Raw genomic sequence first — 16315 nt, 5'->3', positions numbered from 1 at the left:
ACTCCCCCATGGGGGAGTGAAGAAAAAGGAGACTTTCGATTGTAAGACTTAATGCCACTATTCTGTTTGAAGATTTAAATGCAATCACCCAGTAATGTATAGGTTGCATTTACAAAGTCAATTGAGGCGAGAGACGAATGAATTGAACTGTAGGATCAACTGATTGACGAATATAAGGAAAAATGCTAAAATGTTAGAACGTGGTGGCTTCTCACCACAACCGCACTTATTAGGTATGAACTGGTTTCTTGCCGTTTATGCGGCAGCGGGCCGACCTACGCAGGCGAGTCTGGGACTGGGAGGTGTAGAAAAATGTATGTAATTATCGAAACAGGAGGCAAACAGTACAGAGTCAAGGAAGGCGATGTCGTCAATGTTGAAAAACTTGATGCAGCTGTCGGCCAGGTTCTCGACCTGAATCAGGTACTGCTTGTTGAAAAAGATGGTAATGTAACGGTTGGAGCTCCAGTTGTTGCCGGCGTGACAGTTGTCGCAAAAGTTCTGGAACAGGGCAAAGGCGACAAAGTCATTGCATTCCGTTATAAACCCAAAAAACACGTTCGTGTTAAAAAAGGCCATCGTCAGCCTTACACGAAGCTTTCAATTGAAACAATCAATGCTTAATGGTTGAAAATTAGAATACGATCAGCATGTTCTTTTTAGGAGGTGATCTTCATGGCCCACAAGAAAGGTGTAGGAAGTACACGAAACGGCAGAGACAGTAATGCGCAAAGACTCGGAGTCAAACGCTCTGACGGACAGTACGTTTTGGCAGGAAATATTCTTGTTCGCCAACGTGGAACCAAACTCCATCCTGGCAAAAACTGCGGCATTGGCAAAGATGATACGCTGTTCGCGCTCACAGATGGTTACGTAAAGTTCGAACGCAAAGATAAATTCCGCAAGCAGGTAAGTGTTCATGCGGAAAACGGGATTACTCAAGCCCAATAACAGATTACACGTCATACCCCTGGGTTAGCCCGGGGGTATGTTTTATTGTTAATTATCTTTGGTGAGGAGAAGAAAAATGGTCAATCTTGATAAAAAGATCCTTTATGAGCAGTTGGATAATTTCCAGATCCTTCGGCATGATTTTCTGAATTATTTTCAGGTCATCAAGGGGTATTTGCAGCTGAATATGCCGGACAAAGCGTTGGCTTATATTGATGAAGTCTTGGTGGAGATTCGGCCGCAGCAAGATATTTACAAGATTGGCCAAAAAACACTGCTTGGTATTCTCCTGGGATGGTATTTTAAGCTGCGTCTGAAAGGTGCAGAATTTGTGTTGGATTTTCCTCCGGAAATGAAAAATGAAGAATTTTGGCTTGATCATTGGCAGGAAGAATATGCCCTGAGTTTTTCTGGATACACTAAAGACTGTTTAGACCTATTCGTGCAGGGAGATCAGGATGTTGAAACATTAACGGCAAAGATCCAGTTCGGCGTTGTCGGCGGAGGATTTTCCTGCGAATTCAGACTATATAAAGAAGACAATCTTTTTGAGCAGAATGTATATTCCCCAGTCTACCAGAAAGCATGAGTTACTTTCTGATAGGTCTAAGCGCAGCTAAGGCTGACGTCAAAGGCTTGGCGCCAGCCAAGTTTTCTTTAGAAAAATCCGAATGAAGGGGTTAACGAATGTTTTATGATCGCGCAAAAATATATGTAAAAGCTGGGGACGGCGGAGCAGGAGCTGTATCTTTCCGCAGGGAGAAGTATGTCCCGTTGGGAGGGCCTAATGGCGGAGACGGTGGCCGTGGCGGGGATATCATCCTCGAAGCGGATGAGGGCCTGCGGACCCTGGTGGATTTCCGCTATCGCCGCCATTATAAGGCAGACCGCGGCGAACACGGGCAAGGCAAGGATATGCACGGGAAAGGAGCAGAAAACCTGGTGTTGCGTATACCGGCGGGAACGATAATCAAAAATGAAGGTACAGGCGAAATTATGGCTGATCTTACCCGGCATGGGCAAAGGGTCACCATTGCCAAAGGCGGCCGCGGCGGCCGTGGAAATGCCCGTTTTATGAGTAATACAAACAAGGCTCCTACAGTGGCGGAGCGCGGAGAACCAGGGGAAGAGCTTTGGCTTCTGTTTGAACTGAAGCTTCTGGCAGATGTCGGCCTGGTCGGATTCCCAAACGTCGGAAAATCCACACTGATCTCGAGGGTATCGGCTGCCCGTCCGAAAATCGCAGACTATCATTTCACGACCCTGGTACCGAATCTTGGCGTCGTTCAGGTAGAGGATGAGAGTTTTGTCATGGCGGATATCCCGGGAATTATCGAAGGGGCTCATTCCGGCGCAGGACTTGGACATGAATTTCTGCGTCATATCGAGCGTACCAGACTGCTTCTTCATATTCTGGACATTTCGGGTTCCGAGGGCAGAGACCCGCTGGAAGACTTTAAAATCATCAACCAGGAACTCAAACTGCACAGTCCGGCTCTTGCTGAAAGGCCGATGCTGGTTGTTCCGAACAAAATTGATGTTAACGGTTCCGAGGAGAATCTCCGGCGTCTCCGCGAGGAATTTGGGGATGCCTATGAAATCTACCCAATTTCGGCGGTAACCGGAGAGGGAATCGATAAATTACTGCATAAGATGATACAAATTCTTCCTGAGGTACCGCTGATTGGACTTTCAGCTGATCCTGATGAACATCGCATGGTTCAGGTCCAAAGCGAGGACAGATTTGTCATTACGCGTGAAGACGGCATGTATATCATTACAGGCAAAGAGATTGAAAGACATGCGGCGATGGCCTACCTCGATACGGATGACGGTGTCATGCGCTTCCAGAATATCCTTAAAGTGATGGGAGTCGACGATGCACTGAAGGAACAGGGGATCAAAGAAGGCAATAAAGTATCGATCGGAAAGTTGGAGTTGGAATGGTCGGAGGGAGGACAATAGCATGCTGACAGGCAAACAGAAAAGGTTTTTAAGGGCTATGGGGAATGAAATGGAACCTATTTTAATCGTTGGCAAAGATGAAATTACAGATAATATGATTAAACAGGCCGCCGATGCGTTGGAGGCAAGAGAGCTGATTAAAGGACGGGTGCTCCAGAATTGTGCCGATGCCCCGAAAAATATCGCCTCCGGGCTGGCCGAAGCTACCCATTCAGAATTGGTTCAGGTGATCGGGCGGAATTTCCTGCTCTATCGGAAGGCCAGCGAAAAACCAAAAATAGAGCTGCCCTGACATATTTTCTTGGTAAATGAGGACAATTTGCAGGCGGGATATTTCTCAGCATATTTTACTTAAGTATTCTCCTGAGATCAGTCTCCGTTATAGACAGTGTTACGGAGACTTGTCTAATAATAAAAATTTAGGAGATAAATAATGGAACGGAGTGTTCGCGAGTCAATCGCTGGCGGATGCCGGATTGGCATCATGGGAGGAACGTTTAATCCAATTCATTACGGCCATCTGGTGGCTGCGGAGACAGCCAGGGTCGAATTTGCGCTTGATAAGGTCTTATTCATCCCCACAGGCATTCCTCCGCATAAAGTCCATCATCAGATTGCAAATTCGGATCTGCGTTTTGCGATGGTCGAAATGTCTATCCGCGACAATGAGAATTTTATCGCATCCAGAATTGAGATCGACAGAGAAGGCCCTTCATACACCTATGACACTTTAAAAGCCTTGCATCTGTTGTTCCCCGAACAGGAACTTTTTTTTATCACCGGTTCCGATGCGCTCCGGGATATTTTGAGCTGGCGGGAAGCAGAAGGAATTATTGGAATATCCAAAATTATCGGGGCTTCAAGACCGGGGTATGAAATTGGTGGTTTTTTGGGAGAATTATTTGACAGATATCCTTATGCCCAAAACAGAATATTCGAGATGGAAATTCCCGCTCTGGCTATATCTTCGACAGATATCAGAAAAAGGATCTGGAATAACAAGTCTATTCGTTATTTGCTTCCAGAAGAAGTACGGCGTTTCATCATAGAAAATAATATTTACATCAGTAAATAAACATTTGACTTCCGATAGGATTGTATACTATAGTAATAGTTGTTTCATACTATAAACAAAATTATTTTAGAGGTGAATTCCATGACAAAAACCCTGTACGTGGGCAATCTCCCCTGGAGTACGACTTCAGAGGAACTGACTGAGTACTTTGCTCGGTTTGGCAATGTAATCGGCAGCAGAATCATTACCGACAGAGAAACCGGTCGCTCAAGAGGCTTTGGCTTTGTAGAAGTTGCTTCAGAGGATGCCGAGCGCTTAGCAGAAGAACTTAACGGTAGTGAGTTCAATGGCCGTTCATTGACAGTAAACGAAGCGAGACCTCGCCAAACTGTCTAATGTTTTTGGTTGGGGGTTTCTGTTAAGATAAATTCTGATCTTTAATGAGTCGTAGGACTCTATATAAATAGCATGAAGAATCCTGGTTTATCTTACATTCTCAGACCCTGGACCCGAGAGAATACGGTACAGCAAACTGTACCGTATTCTTGTATGACGCCCATGGATGGCAAGGAGCGGTAAAATAAGAGAGGTTGAACGTTGTGAACGACCGGCTGGAATATTTCAGAACTTTAGCCTCACAAAAACTTTCGCTGGAAAGATTTCAGCACACGCTTGGGGTAGAGGCTCTGGCCGTGGAACTTGCCCCGAGGTTCGGTGTAAAAGAGGGAGATGCGGGCTTAGCTGCCCTTACCCATGACCTGGCTAAGGAGTACACTTATTTGGAGCAGCTGAAAAAAGCCCGGGAATGGAACCTTATTCTTTATCCGGAAGATATGGAAATTCCCCAGGTCATTCACGGAAGAGTCGCAGCTTATATGCTGCAGATTCTTTACGCGATAAAAAACGAGGATGTCCTGAATGCGGTTGCGAATCATACCTTGGGGAGACCGGGGATGTCCCCTCTGGAAATGTTGATCTACAGTGTCGATCTCACGGAACCCGGGAGGAATTTCCCCGGTGTAGACAAGCTTCGCCAGAAGTTGTATCATGACCTTAAGACAGGTACACTGGCTTGTGTGGAGCATACCTTGTACTATCTGAAGGAGAACAATAAACCGATTCATCCGCTGACAATTCTGACGTATGAAGATTTGAAAAATGGAAAAGCGTCTAAAGGAGGTTAGAATTTGGAAATAAGTCATGACCAGCTGCAGAAAGTAGTTGACTTTATTGACGATAAAAGAGGCGGAAATATTCTGACCCTTGACTTAAAGGGAATATCCGTCATTGCAGATTATTTTATGATTGCCACGGGAAACAGCACGACTCAGACCAAAGCAATTATCGAGTACCTTGCAGAAAAATTGCCCGAGGTCGGGATTCCGGTTTTAAGGATAGAAGGGCTTCCTGAAGCTCAGTGGGTGCTGATCGACTGTGGTGATCTGGTTATACATATTATGACACCAGATACCAGAGAGTTTTATAGTCTGGAAAGACTGTGGGGCGATGCCCGGGAAGTCGTATTATATAATTAGATTTTAATTTGGATATCCAATCTAATATTTTTACGCTTTGAAGGAAAGCAGTACCTGAAAGGGATGGATCAGAGAGACGGCGGTTGGTGTGAGCCGTTTTCACCAGGCGGGGAACTCGTTCCTGAGCAGTGTCCGGGCAGCAACGGATGCCGGTGAGAACCGTTATAATCTTTAAGCGCACAGAATTAGGGTGGTACCGCGGGAGCAAACTCTCGTCCCTTGGGGATGGGGGTTTTTATCTATTTTTGGACTAGTAATATCTACCAGAAGAATGAACATTTGAAACATAAGGCAGGACAACTAAAGGCTGTTCTGTTGGAAAGAACTTTGGAGGTCGGATCTATGCAGGAAAGATATTTATTCAACGAGATTGAGTCAAAATGGCAGAAAGCCTGGCTGGAGAACAAAGCAGGAAAAACTGAGGAGAATAGCGGTAAAGAAAAGTTCTATGCACTTGCCATGTTTCCATACCCATCTGGAAACTTACATATGGGACATGTCCGCAATTATTCGATCGTTGATGTGATTGCCCGCTTCAAAAGGATGCAGGGCTATGATGTGCTGCACCCGATTGGCTGGGATGCCTTCGGCCTTCCCGCTGAAAACGCCGCGATCAAGCATCAGACACCGCCGGCAGAGTGGACCTGGAAAAATATTGCGAACATGAAGCGACAGCTTCAGGAAATGGGTATTTCTTACGATTGGGATAGAGAAGTTGCAACCTGCCACCCCGAGTATTACCACTGGACGCAATGGATTTTTAATCAGTTCTATCAACATGGTTTGGTCTATAAGAAGAAAGCCGCTGTAAACTGGTGCCCGTCCTGCGCGACAGTGTTGGCTAACGAACAGGTCGTGGACGGTGCCTGCGAGCGTTGCGACACACCTGTTACCAAAAAAGATCTTGAACAATGGTTTTTCAAGATTACGGATTATTCGGAACAGCTCTTAAACGACCTTGATAAGCTCACCGGCTGGCCGGAAAAAGTAAAAACCATGCAGCGCAACTGGATTGGCCGCTCTGAAGGGGCCGAAGCCAATTTTAAAATTGAAGGCACCACAGATATGATCACTGTATTCACAACCAGAGTCGATACGATTTTTGGCGTGAGCTATGTGGTTCTTGCCCCCGAACATCCGCTGGTTACACAGCTCGTCAAAGGAACACAGTATGAACAAGGCGTGCTCACTTTTATCGAGAAGATGAAAGGTTTGAACGAAATTGCGAGAACCTCATCGGAAGCAGAAAAAGAAGGGATGTTTATCGGACACTACTGCATCAACCCATTAAGCGGAGAAAGGATCCCGATCTGGATTGCCAATTACGTTCTTCTCGAATATGGAACCGGGGCTGTTATGGGGGTCCCGGGACATGATGAAAGAGATTTTGCCTTTGCCGGGAAGTACGGTCTGCCGATTGCGAGAGTCATTCTTGATCCTAAAGTTTCCGCTGCAGATAAAGATATGCCGATGAAAGAAGCTTATATTGAAGACGGGACCATGGTCAACTCCCTTGATTTTGACGGACTGGATAACCGGACGGCCTGGGGCAAGATGGCTGCCAAACTGGAAAAGCTGCAGCTTGGTGAGCGTAGAATCAATTACCGCCTTAGGGACTGGCTGATTTCCCGTCAGCGCTATTGGGGTGCGCCAATTCCGATGATTTACTGTGATACGTGCGGCGTTGTGCCTGTGCCGGATGATCAGCTGCCGGTGATGCTGCCCGATGATGTCGTGTTCAAGGCCGGTGAGAATCCGCTGACCACTTCCCAGAGCTTTGTGCAGACAACTTGTACGAAGTGCGGAGGCCCTGCCAGAAGAGAAACCGATACGATGGACACCTTCATGTGCTCTTCGTGGTACTATCTGAGGTATTGTGACCCGCGGAATCCGGATAAGGCTTTTGACGAGAAAAACGCGGCCAAATGGATGAACGTCGACCAGTATGTCGGCGGTGTTGAGCATGCGATCCTGCATCTGCTCTATTCACGCTTTTTTACTAAAGCCCTGAGAGATTTTGGCTACCTCCAGGTGGATGAGCCGTTTGCAAATCTGCTTACCCAGGGAATGGTCTGCATGGACGGTTCCAAGATGTCCAAATCCAAAGGAAATGTCGTCAGCCCTGAGGAGATCATCAGCAAATATGGTGCAGACACGGCCAGAATGTTCATTCTGTTTGCTGCCCCGCCTGAACGGGATCTGGAGTGGAGCGAACAGGGTGTTGAAGGTTGCTACCGCTTTTTAAACCGTGTCTGGCGGCTTATTGTCCAGTATCAAGCTGCCTTGGCTTCTGCAGGAAATGGCAGTACTGCACGTGAATCCTTCACGGAGCTCGATGCCAAAGCCAAACAAATGCGTTTTACCACACACAGTACCATCAGAAAGGTTACCAATGATGTCGGCAGCAGATTTAATTTCAATACCGCGATCAGTTCCATTATGGAATTGGTTAACGCACTTTACCTGTATAAAGAAGAAAAGGATGCCAACCTGGCCGTTGCCAGAGAAGGCATTGAAACACTGCTGAAGATCTTGGCACCGTTTGCCCCGCATATCACCGAAGAGCTCTGGGGAGAACTTGGAAACACCGAAAGCATTCATAAACAGGCCTGGCCCATTGAAGATGAGACGGCGCTGATCGAAGAGGAGATCACGATTATTCTCCAGGTAAACGGAAAAGTTCGCGACAAGGTTCAGGTCCCAGCCGAAATTTCTAAAGAGGAACTGGAAAAGATGATTCTGTCTTCAGAAAAAGTCAAACAGCACCTTAAAGGAAAAACCGTCATCAAAGTGATCACGGTTCTGGGTAAACTGGTGAATATCGTTGTGAGGTAAGACAGTTTAAGAAAATAGCTGTTCAAGAGGGACAGACAAGCCTTCAAAATATAGAGACTTGATCGTATCACTGCTCTGATAAACGCGGTATTCCCTGATGTCCAGTTCGGCAAAGCAGTATAAATAGACTTCTTTGCGCCAGGGATTCACAATCCAATATTCCGATATACCGGCCTGCAGATATAAATTTAGTTTTTTCAGCAGGTCTTTTTTTTGTGTGGAATCGGACAATACTTCAAGAACTAGGGTAGGTACGCCGGTATACCTGCCTTTTTCATTGATATTTTCAGTATCGCAAATCACAATCATATCAGGCTGGACAACATTTTTATTGTCACTGACTGAAAGGGTTACGTCGAACGGAGAAGTCAACGGACGGCATTTCTTGCCTTTGAAATAGTTGTACAGGACATTGGATATTTCCATGATGATGCACTGGTGGTCATAAGTAGGTGAAGCCAAAAGGTAGACCTCTCCGTCAATATACTCGTAGCGGTTTTCACTTGATTCAGAAAGCATTAAAAAGTCTTCATACGTGATCTTCTCTTGGTCCCAGAAATAGATTTCAGCTTTTTCAGCAACGACTGAAACATCTTTTCCGGGCTCCTCATAGCGTCTAACAACTACTGTTTTTTTGCCGTTTTTCGTGATGATAATGTCTTCAAACCAGGCTAGCTTCAGATAGCGGCCAAAATTATTCTGGGCTTCAGTTGAGGTAATTTCCATTAGAGCACCTCCGCGTTAGCTAATATAAAAAATTAGCTAATACAATTGTAACATATTTACCAGTTGTGTCAAATTAAAATAATACAGTTAAAACCAGCCACGATTCGAATAGAGAATCGTGGCTGGTTTGCCACGGACAATGACACGAAGTGCCTGGTGTCAACACGTTAGGGATAACAAAGTGTTCAACTGGCCTAATGCTGCGGTGCAATTCAGAAGATCAGAATGAGGAATCAATAATAAGGGTATGGCCTGTAAGGCCCGTACGGGTAGGGGCCATAAGCAAAACGGGAACCGTAGGCCAGGCCTGCGCCGTAAGCAAAAGGAACACTTAGTGCTAAAGCGGCTATAGCCAGGAACGGAAGAAACAGAAATCCTGGGTTATTGGAATGAAACAGAATACCGTCCTGACGGACTTCAACAATTTGTCCGTGGTAGCTTTTACCGTCAAAGAGACTTACTGTGGCCTGATTCCCTGCATAAGGAGCAACAAGCTCATAATTCAGATGGGTTCCTCTAAATAATGTCATTGGGAGTAAGAGCACCTCCTTGTAAAAATTTGCCAGTTTCGGCTGATATATTCTATGTTTTGGAATAGAAATGGGAACATTCTCATGATCAGGTTTAAAGTTTAAGCGCGCTGATTAACTTGGAAACGGCAAAAAAGTAATCCACACAAAGGAATTTGAAAATAAATGGAGAATAATGGAAAAAGAGGAGGTATGGACGATTGGAGAAAAAGCTGAGGCTGCTTTGGTGGGGCATTTTGGGTGTATTACTGGTTCTGGCCGCTGTGAAACTGTTTTTGCCAGTAAACAGTCCGGTTGAAGTTAATCAGGCAGAAGAAAACAGGGAGATTGTAGTTTATATTTCGGGTGCAGTTGTGCATCCCGGTCTTTTGCACCTCTCTTTGAATGCCAGGTTGGATGATGCGCTGCAGGCAGCGGAACTGACAGCTGAAGCTGACCTTGAAGTATTGAATCCTGCCCAAAAGCTCAAGGATGGACAAAAAATAATTGTGGCCTCAAAGAGTACCGGAACGGGTCAATTAACCGGAAAGACCGAAAACAGCGCAGCTCAGCCGGGTACAACAGGTGGATTATCGACAAAGGTCAATATCAATACCGCAGGTATTAATGAACTGGATACTATTCCGGGGATCGGTCCGGCCTTAGCCCAGCGAATTATTGATTATCGTACGGAAAACGGGTGGTTCTCCGCACCGGAAGAGATTCAAAATGTTTCGGGGATCGGTTCAAAGACCTATGAGAAAATGGAGAAGTATATCTCTGTCGGTTCGTAACGTGATAAAGCAGTATGTTTGAGGCAAGTCTGCGGGCCACAATATCCGCATGCCATGAATGGCACAATCCGCAAATAGCTGCGCTGCGTTATCCTATTCCGCTCATAGCGGAACTGTAGCTCTCGGACTGAGCATAGGGTGTTTGCATACCAAAATGAGAAAAAGGTCATGAAGGGGCATGAAAGCGTCATGAAAGATAAACTGGTCAGTCAGGCTATAGCTGTGCTGACAGGTGGATTGCTGGCCGTTCAAAGTGAAAAAGAAGTAAGAATATTCATATTGGCCATTTGCTTGCTTTTAGCTATAGGAATTGTGGTTATATGGAAACCGCTCGATTTTTTTGGTAGGGCTTCCAAACCTGAAGCGGTACTGCTGGCCTGCGGGCTTTTAACAGGTTTTTTGTATGGGATGCCGGCAGAGAACAATATCGCTTCTCCGCTGCTTATAGAAAGAATTGAGATACAGGGCAGATTATCGGATTGGCGGATTAATGATAAGACCGGCCAGGGTATTTTCATCCTGGAAGATGTCTATCCCGGAACGGAAGAACGCTTGGGGGAAAAATACAATTTTCGTGTTTATCCCGAAAAAGATGGGGTATATATGAAGGGATGGGATCGAGTTAAGCCCGGAGACACCATCTTGGTCACAGCCAGACTGGAACATCCCAAACCTCCGGGAACAGAGGGCGAATTTGACCTTCCGCTTTATTATGCCGTAAGAGGCTTAAGCGGTACGATTACAGCCTTCGGGGAAGCTGATGTACTGGAGGAAGGTGTTCCGGGTTTTACCTGAAGGATACGTCAGCATGTACATGATATTCTGACCGCGTCCTGGCCGGAGCAAGCCGGTATTCTTGAAGGAATTTTGTTTGGGGATTCCAGCGGGATATCTGCGAAAACACTGGAGATGTACAAGGCCGCAGGAGTCATGCATGTTTTTGCGGCTTCGGGATCTAATGTGGCCTTTGTGATGGCCCTGGCATGGCTGTTTCTGTTTGGCCTGCCCCGGAAAGCCAGGATTGTCGCAACGATTGGAGTTATCTTGTGTTATGCAGTCTTATGCAACGGTAATCCGCCTATCTTACGGGCAACCATTTTAGGAACCTCAGTCTTAATCGGCCGCTTAGGCAGTGGAAAGATGTCGCCGCTTAGATGGCTTCTCTTTGCTGCGTTGATTCTTTATTTATGGAATCCTTTATTTTTGCGTGATATAGGTTTTCAGCTTTCCTTTGCTGCTACTTGGGGAATGCTGGTTCTATCACCCCAGTTGATGAAAAATGCCTGGTTCGGCAGGCTGCCTGAATTACTGAGACTGCCTGCAGCAGTATCATTTGGGGCTCAGATTGCCGTGATACCCATTATGATGAATGTTTTTCACAAACTGTCTCTGGCTGGGCTGGTCACCAATATATTTATCCTTTTTATGCTCGGCGCAGTTCTGCAGATCGGGCTTATTGGAACGGTACTGATTTTTGTTCCGGGTATCCCATCCGTTTTTTTTCAAGCTGCAGTATGGCTGCTTGAGATCTCTGACCGTATATTGACGCTGATTGCATCTTTCCCTTGGGCCTATTTCTGGGTATTAAACCCCGGCCTGGCCTTTTGGATAGCCTGGTATGGATTTTTGGCAGCGATGCTATTCGGTACAGAAAGAATACAATTCATTTCGAACGTACAGGTCAGAAGACTCAGAACGACAGCGAAGAGATTACAATTTCTGCCCTACCTGTACAGAATGGTTGACACGCTCAAACTTGGAAAGAACGAAAATAAGCCACACCATATGGGATATTCTAATCTGTGGTCTGCAAAGTTCCTAGATTCTGCCAAACAACTAATTCCTGCGAAACTGTTAAGTTTTATCAAATTTAGACATGTCTTTGCTTTGCTTATGATGCTGCTGCTCTGGCACCCCTGGTCGGCCGGCAATGCCCTGGAAATTTCGTTTATTGATGTGGGCCAGGGGGACTGTATCCTAATTCAGACAGCCCGAGAGAACCTGCTTGTCGATACCGGTCCCCGTAGGGAGAACTACAATGCAGCGGAAAAAATTGTGCTTCCTTATTTGATGGAAAAAAGGATAGGTCAACTGGATTTTCTTTTTATCACGCACGAGGATGCTGATCATTTGGGAGGGGCGCAATATCTGCTGGCCAATTTGCCTGTGGCAAAAGTCGCAGTACCCGAAGCGGGTGATAGAATAACAAATGAAGAATGGCAGTCGGGAATTCCAGCGGAATACTACCGGAACGAAGAAAAGTTTGTAACGCTCAAGGCAGGGGATTATATCCATTTTTCTTCCGGTTTGCAGATTGAGATTATGGCCCCGGTCGAAGAAATGAACAACACCGGCGCTGATTCGAATAATAATTCTCTGGTGATACAGATGGAATATCTGGGAAAGAAAATCCTATTGACGGGAGATATGGAAGCAGAAGAAATGGAATCCATCTCAGACAGAGGAACTGACTGGAATTCGAATTTTATAAAAGTTCCACATCATGGCGGAAAAGGCTCTCTGGATACAGCTTGGTTTGACAGTACCAATCCCCGGGCGGTGTTTGTTTCTGTAGGCAAAAACAGCTTTGGTCATCCTTCCCGGGAGGTTATCAACTACTGGGAAGAAAGAGGTGTACCTATATATCGGACAGATATGGACGGGACAATACAATTGATGATCAATAAAAAGGGCTGTCAGATAACGACAGGCAGGTGACAGCTGCAAATTTCTTTTTTATCCAAATTTATGCTATAATCAACAACTGAACGAATAATTCACACGTTGAAAAGGAGTTATCGATCATGGAAAAACCGATTGTAACAATTGAAATGGCCAACGGGGATGTCATTAAGGCCGAGCTTTATCCTGAAATAGCCCCAAATACTGTCAATAATTTTATTTCATTAATTAAAAAGGGCTTCTATAACGGTCTGATTTTTCACAGAGTCATTCCTGGTTTTATGATTCAGGGAGGATGCCCGCAGGGTTCGGGAATGGGCAATCCAGGCTACAGTATTAAAGGGGAATTCTCCGGTAACGGCTTCAAGAATGATCTGAAACATAGCCGTGGAGTCCTGTCTATGGCCCGCTCCAGAATGGAAGATTCAGCCGGTTCTCAGTTTTTTGTCATGGTTAATGATGCACCTCATCTTGACGGTCAATATGCAGCTTTTGGCAAGGTGATCGAAGGCATGGAATCTGTTGATCATATTGTTTCTGTCGAAAGTAACTATCAGGACAGGCCCAATCAGGAACAGGTAATGAAAAGCGTAACCGTCGACACCAAAGGTGTAGATTACGCTGAACCAGAAACCGTCTAAATATTTTGGTCTGAAACATCAAATTAGTCCAGTAAAGACTAATTTTATACGGAAATACAAAAAATATCAAAGAACATGAATAAAAAGAGGAAGTGCATGGAAATAATACCAAATGAACATCTCTTTTCTCCTCCTCTTTCTTTCCCCTTCATCCGTTGAGGGGGACTTTTTTTGTTGTAAGATCCCAATGATCTTTGGTTGAAAAGTTATTTGTTCTGCGTTATAGTAGAGATAATTCAAAATAATTACTAAATAGGTCATTTTGGGAAGAGAGAGGAAGATATTTTAATGGATTTTGCAGAAAATCATGTAAAAAGCTATGAAGAAATCTTGGAAGCCTACGTGATGGTATTAGCCGATTTAAAAGAAATAATGCAGGAAGACATCATGGTGCTGATAACAAATAGGACGGACGCGCTCTGTCATTACTCCGGCTATAAACTTCATACGAAGGTGGATCAAAGTTTTAAGGTTAGTGATCACGCTCACCTTGTTGAAGCGATGAGAACAGGTAAAACCAGATCGGATATTATGTCCAAAGAGAGATACGGTATTCCGTTTGCGTCATTCACATACCCAATTAAAGCACCCGATGGAGAAATCATCGGCTGTGTCGGAATCGGTAAAAGCCTAGAAAAAGAGGGTAGAGTTGAAGAAATTTCTCAAGGTTTAGCAGCAACGCTTCAGCAAGCAAACGCTGGATTGCAGGAAGTTGCCTCAGGATCACAAGGGCTTTCTTTCAAAATCAGCAATGTGGTAAAATCCGCAAATGAATCCGCCGTGAAAATTAAAGAAATTAATAAGGTCATTAGCGCTATTTCGGATATATCCTCACATTCCAACCTGCTGGGTTTGAATGCTGCAATTGAAGCGGCTCGCGCCGGTGAACAAGGTCGCGGCTTTGCAGTGGTTGCAGAAGAAATGCGCAAACTTGCTGCCCAAAGTAACGACTCAGCTAAAATGGTTACCGAAATACTTACCCAGATGAGAGAATCTATTGAAGGCATTATTATGGAAATCAACCAAATTGGCGGTATTGCTGAAAATCAGGCCGCAGCGACTCAGGAAATCACCGCTGCAATTGAGGAAGTAAGTGAAAATTCACAAAACCTGGTTGAATTATCAAAAATCACATTGGGTGGCAAGTAAGAGAGTTTCTTCTTAACTTCAAGGAGAAAATAGGATATGACATTAGATATCATCAAACTGGATATAAAGAACCGCGATATCCCCTCCGTTTATCTCTGGTACGGCGAGGACCGCTATTCTCTAACCGAGGCTTTAAAACTGCTAAAAAACTATTATTTGCTGGATGATCCTTCCGGCAGCAATACAGAACTTCTTAACGGAAAAGAACAAACCCGGGAAGAAATGATCCAGGCTGCCAATATGACAGCCTTTTTTTCCGGAAAACTCGTGGTTGTTGATGATCTTCCATATTTCAGTACGGGCAGGAGCAAAGGCACTTCCGAATCGGAAAACAGCGCCGAAGAAACAGAACGATCCGATTCAGGGAGAGGCAGCGACCCGGATATCCTGCTGGAATACTGTCTGAACCCCAATCCGTCCACCTGCCTGGTCCTGATATCGGAAAAAGTGAACAGAGGCAGAAAACTGTTTAAGGAAATTAATAAAAATGGAAAAGCAGTGGAATTTGCATTTCCGAAGGGCCAGTCGGAATGGACGGCCTGGTTGCAAAAAGAAGCGCTTCAAAACGGAAAGAACCTGAGTGTTCCCGCCGCTTTGTTTCTTCTGGAATGGGCTGGCCATCAGACGGGGGTACTCAGTCAGGAACTGGCCAAATTAGCTTTATATACTGGAGAAAAACAAAACATAGAAATTGAAGATATCCGGAAGATATGTCTGCCGATGATCGAGACGACGGTCTTTGCGATGCTGGATGCCATCGCGGCAGAGAATACCAAAGATGCCCTGACCAGGCTTTGTGAAGTGCTCAGTCAGGAACATTACCTCAAGGTGCATACTATGATCGTCCGCCATATCCGGCTGTTGCTGGTAGCGAGCATTTGGCGGGCCCGCAGGGGCACAGTCAATGATTTTATGGACACTGCAGGGATCAGGACGTTCTTTGAAGGGAATAAGCTTTTTCAGCAAGCGGACTCTTTTTCAGCCAACAGATTGGCTGAAGCCATGGAAGATTGTCTTCAGACTGAACTGGCGTTAAAGAGCAGCGGAGGGAGCCCTCAGCTGCTGCTGGAAATAATGGTTATACGATTATGTAAGAAATAACGTAATTATAAAAAGAGGATGCCTCAGGGTTCTGAGATATCCTCTTCAATGTCTATGGAGCGTGAAGCGTTTAAATAGCCTTCACGGATGCTGCGACGTCCATGGAGGGACTAGTGCAGCGTTGTTAGCTGGCTTTATTATTCAAAGCCTGAAATTTTTTGGCCATTCTGGATTTTTTGCGAGCTGCTTTGTTTTTGTGGATCAAACCTTTGGCAGCAGCTTTATCAAGTGCACGGGAAGCTTTTTGCAGAGCTTCAACAGCATTTTCAGGATTATTGTTTACAACTTCCTCAAAACGACGAATAGCGGTTCGTAAGGAAGATCTGGCAGCAGTATTCTTGGCATTCTGTAATTTGCTTAGTTGGACCCTCTTAATTGCTGATTTAATATTTGGCATACAGTCACCCCCTTC

19 protein-coding genes and 1 other annotated feature are annotated in these 16315 nt (G+C 45.2%); of the genes, 16 read left to right on the top strand and 3 right to left on the bottom strand.

The genetic code is table 11. The features are described from left to right. Positions 1-312 precede the first annotated feature (312 nt). The 10 genes from rplU (at position 313) to leuS (ending at position 8301) form a co-directional block, all read left to right on the top strand. A complete protein-coding gene (gene rplU, locus OKX56_RS11325; RefSeq protein WP_019226555.1) occupies positions 313-624 on the top strand; it encodes a 50S ribosomal protein L21 in 312 nt (103 codons plus the stop codon). Between the two features lie 51 nt (positions 625-675). Next, the gene (gene rpmA, locus OKX56_RS11320) at positions 676-951 is read left to right on the top strand and encodes a 50S ribosomal protein L27 (RefSeq protein ID WP_015044630.1); all 276 of its coding nucleotides are present in this window, start codon (positions 676-678) and stop codon (positions 949-951) included. A 76-nt stretch (positions 952-1027) separates the two neighbouring features. Then, entirely contained in the window at positions 1028-1540 is a 513-nt protein-coding gene (locus OKX56_RS11315; protein WP_019226556.1) for a Spo0B domain-containing protein, read from the top strand. A gap of 98 nt (positions 1541-1638) precedes the next feature. Next, positions 1639-2916, top strand: a complete 1278-nt coding sequence (obgE, locus tag OKX56_RS11310; RefSeq protein WP_019226557.1) for a GTPase ObgE — start codon at positions 1639-1641, stop codon at positions 2914-2916. A gap of 1 nt (position 2917) precedes the next feature. Then, the gene (gene yhbY, locus OKX56_RS11305; RefSeq protein ID WP_019226558.1) at positions 2918-3208 is read left to right on the top strand and encodes a ribosome assembly RNA-binding protein YhbY; all 291 of its coding nucleotides are present in this window, start codon (positions 2918-2920) and stop codon (positions 3206-3208) included. Between the two features lie 141 nt (positions 3209-3349). Next, positions 3350-3991, top strand: a complete 642-nt coding sequence (nadD, locus tag OKX56_RS11300) for a nicotinate-nucleotide adenylyltransferase (protein ID WP_019226559.1) — start codon at positions 3350-3352, stop codon at positions 3989-3991. Positions 3992-4072: 81 nt separating this feature from the next. Beyond that, a complete protein-coding gene (locus tag OKX56_RS11295) occupies positions 4073-4327 on the top strand; it encodes an RNA recognition motif domain-containing protein (protein ID WP_019226560.1) in 255 nt (84 codons plus the stop codon). A gap of 203 nt (positions 4328-4530) precedes the next feature. Continuing rightward, a complete protein-coding gene (gene yqeK / locus OKX56_RS11290) occupies positions 4531-5115 on the top strand; it encodes a bis(5'-nucleosyl)-tetraphosphatase (symmetrical) YqeK (protein WP_019226561.1) in 585 nt (194 codons plus the stop codon). A gap of 3 nt (positions 5116-5118) precedes the next feature. Then, complete coding sequence (gene rsfS / locus OKX56_RS11285) at positions 5119-5466, top strand: ribosome silencing factor (protein WP_019226562.1); 348 nt, start codon at positions 5119-5121, stop codon at positions 5464-5466. 28 nt (positions 5467-5494) lie between these two features. Beyond that, positions 5495-5689 (top strand) — a binding site (T-box leader). A 119-nt stretch (positions 5690-5808) separates the two neighbouring features. Next, complete coding sequence (leuS, locus tag OKX56_RS11280; RefSeq protein ID WP_019226563.1) at positions 5809-8301, top strand: leucine--tRNA ligase; 2493 nt, start codon at positions 5809-5811, stop codon at positions 8299-8301. A 6-nt stretch (positions 8302-8307) separates the two neighbouring features. Here the strand turns inward: leuS and OKX56_RS11275 are convergent, their stop codons facing one another. Then, on the bottom strand, positions 8308-9027 hold the full coding sequence (locus OKX56_RS11275) for a type II toxin-antitoxin system Phd/YefM family antitoxin (protein ID WP_019226564.1): 720 nt from the start codon (positions 9025-9027) through the stop codon (positions 8308-8310). A gap of 233 nt (positions 9028-9260) precedes the next feature. Next, entirely contained in the window at positions 9261-9557 is a 297-nt protein-coding gene (locus OKX56_RS11270) for a hypothetical protein (RefSeq protein ID WP_025205217.1), read from the bottom strand. A gap of 200 nt (positions 9558-9757) precedes the next feature. Between OKX56_RS11270 and OKX56_RS11265 the strand changes: the two genes are divergently transcribed. From OKX56_RS11265 to holA, 6 genes are all read left to right on the top strand, one after another. Next, positions 9758-10330, top strand: a complete 573-nt coding sequence (locus OKX56_RS11265) for a helix-hairpin-helix domain-containing protein (protein WP_019226566.1) — start codon at positions 9758-9760, stop codon at positions 10328-10330. A 168-nt stretch (positions 10331-10498) separates the two neighbouring features. Next, on the top strand, positions 10499-11125 hold the full coding sequence (locus tag OKX56_RS11260; RefSeq protein WP_019226567.1) for a DUF4131 domain-containing protein: 627 nt from the start codon (positions 10499-10501) through the stop codon (positions 11123-11125). A 72-nt stretch (positions 11126-11197) separates the two neighbouring features. Further along, positions 11198-13048: a ComEC/Rec2 family competence protein gene (locus tag OKX56_RS11255; protein ID WP_019226568.1), complete on the top strand. Its 1851-nt coding sequence runs from the start codon at positions 11198-11200 to the stop codon at positions 13046-13048. Between the two features lie 86 nt (positions 13049-13134). Next, positions 13135-13653 (top strand): peptidylprolyl isomerase, encoded by a 519-nt coding sequence (locus tag OKX56_RS11250; RefSeq protein WP_019226569.1) that lies wholly within the window; start codon positions 13135-13137, stop codon positions 13651-13653. Positions 13654-13941: 288 nt separating this feature from the next. Further along, entirely contained in the window at positions 13942-14802 is an 861-nt protein-coding gene (locus tag OKX56_RS11245; protein ID WP_019226570.1) for a methyl-accepting chemotaxis protein, read from the top strand. 36 nt (positions 14803-14838) lie between these two features. After that, complete coding sequence (holA, locus tag OKX56_RS11240) at positions 14839-15903, top strand: DNA polymerase III subunit delta (RefSeq protein WP_019226571.1); 1065 nt, start codon at positions 14839-14841, stop codon at positions 15901-15903. A gap of 124 nt (positions 15904-16027) precedes the next feature. Here the strand turns inward: holA and rpsT are convergent, their stop codons facing one another. Then, positions 16028-16300 carry a 30S ribosomal protein S20 gene (rpsT, locus tag OKX56_RS11235; RefSeq protein ID WP_019226572.1) on the bottom strand — a complete coding sequence of 91 codons (273 nt, stop codon included), beginning with the start codon at positions 16298-16300 and terminating at the stop codon, positions 16028-16030. Between the last annotated feature and the right edge of the window lie 15 nt (positions 16301-16315).

This window comes from Dehalobacter sp. (assembly GCF_030063005.1).
Taxonomy (GTDB): domain Bacteria; phylum Bacillota; class Desulfitobacteriia; order Desulfitobacteriales; family Syntrophobotulaceae; genus Dehalobacter; species Dehalobacter restrictus.
The sequence above is the reverse complement of the archived record's forward strand: the minus strand, read 5'-3'. Positions and strand labels throughout refer to the sequence as shown.

Bases quoted from the DNA above. Each gene is read 5' to 3' on its own strand.
- rplU (WP_019226555.1), top strand. From the start codon at position 313: ATGTATGTAATTATCGAAACAGGAGGCAAACAGTACAGAGTCAAGGAA.
- rpmA (WP_015044630.1), top strand. From the start codon at position 676: ATGGCCCACAAGAAAGGTGTAGGAAGTACACGAAACGGCAGAGACAGT.
- OKX56_RS11315 (WP_019226556.1), top strand. From the start codon at position 1,028: ATGGTCAATCTTGATAAAAAGATCCTTTATGAGCAGTTGGATAATTTC.
- obgE (WP_019226557.1), top strand. From the start codon at position 1,639: ATGTTTTATGATCGCGCAAAAATATATGTAAAAGCTGGGGACGGCGGA.
- yhbY (WP_019226558.1), top strand. From the start codon at position 2,918: ATGCTGACAGGCAAACAGAAAAGGTTTTTAAGGGCTATGGGGAATGAA.
- nadD (WP_019226559.1), top strand. From the start codon at position 3,350: ATGGAACGGAGTGTTCGCGAGTCAATCGCTGGCGGATGCCGGATTGGC.
- OKX56_RS11295 (WP_019226560.1), top strand. From the start codon at position 4,073: ATGACAAAAACCCTGTACGTGGGCAATCTCCCCTGGAGTACGACTTCA.
- leuS (WP_019226563.1), top strand. From the start codon at position 5,809: ATGCAGGAAAGATATTTATTCAACGAGATTGAGTCAAAATGGCAGAAA.
- OKX56_RS11275 (WP_019226564.1), bottom strand. From the start codon at position 9,027: ATGGAAATTACCTCAACTGAAGCCCAGAATAATTTTGGCCGCTATCTG.
- OKX56_RS11270 (WP_025205217.1), bottom strand. From the start codon at position 9,557: ATGACATTATTTAGAGGAACCCATCTGAATTATGAGCTTGTTGCTCCT.
- OKX56_RS11260 (WP_019226567.1), top strand. From the start codon at position 10,499: ATGAAGGGGCATGAAAGCGTCATGAAAGATAAACTGGTCAGTCAGGCT.
- OKX56_RS11250 (WP_019226569.1), top strand. From the start codon at position 13,135: ATGGAAAAACCGATTGTAACAATTGAAATGGCCAACGGGGATGTCATT.
- OKX56_RS11245 (WP_019226570.1), top strand. From the start codon at position 13,942: ATGGATTTTGCAGAAAATCATGTAAAAAGCTATGAAGAAATCTTGGAA.
- holA (WP_019226571.1), top strand. From the start codon at position 14,839: ATGACATTAGATATCATCAAACTGGATATAAAGAACCGCGATATCCCC.
- rpsT (WP_019226572.1), bottom strand. From the start codon at position 16,300: ATGCCAAATATTAAATCAGCAATTAAGAGGGTCCAACTAAGCAAATTA.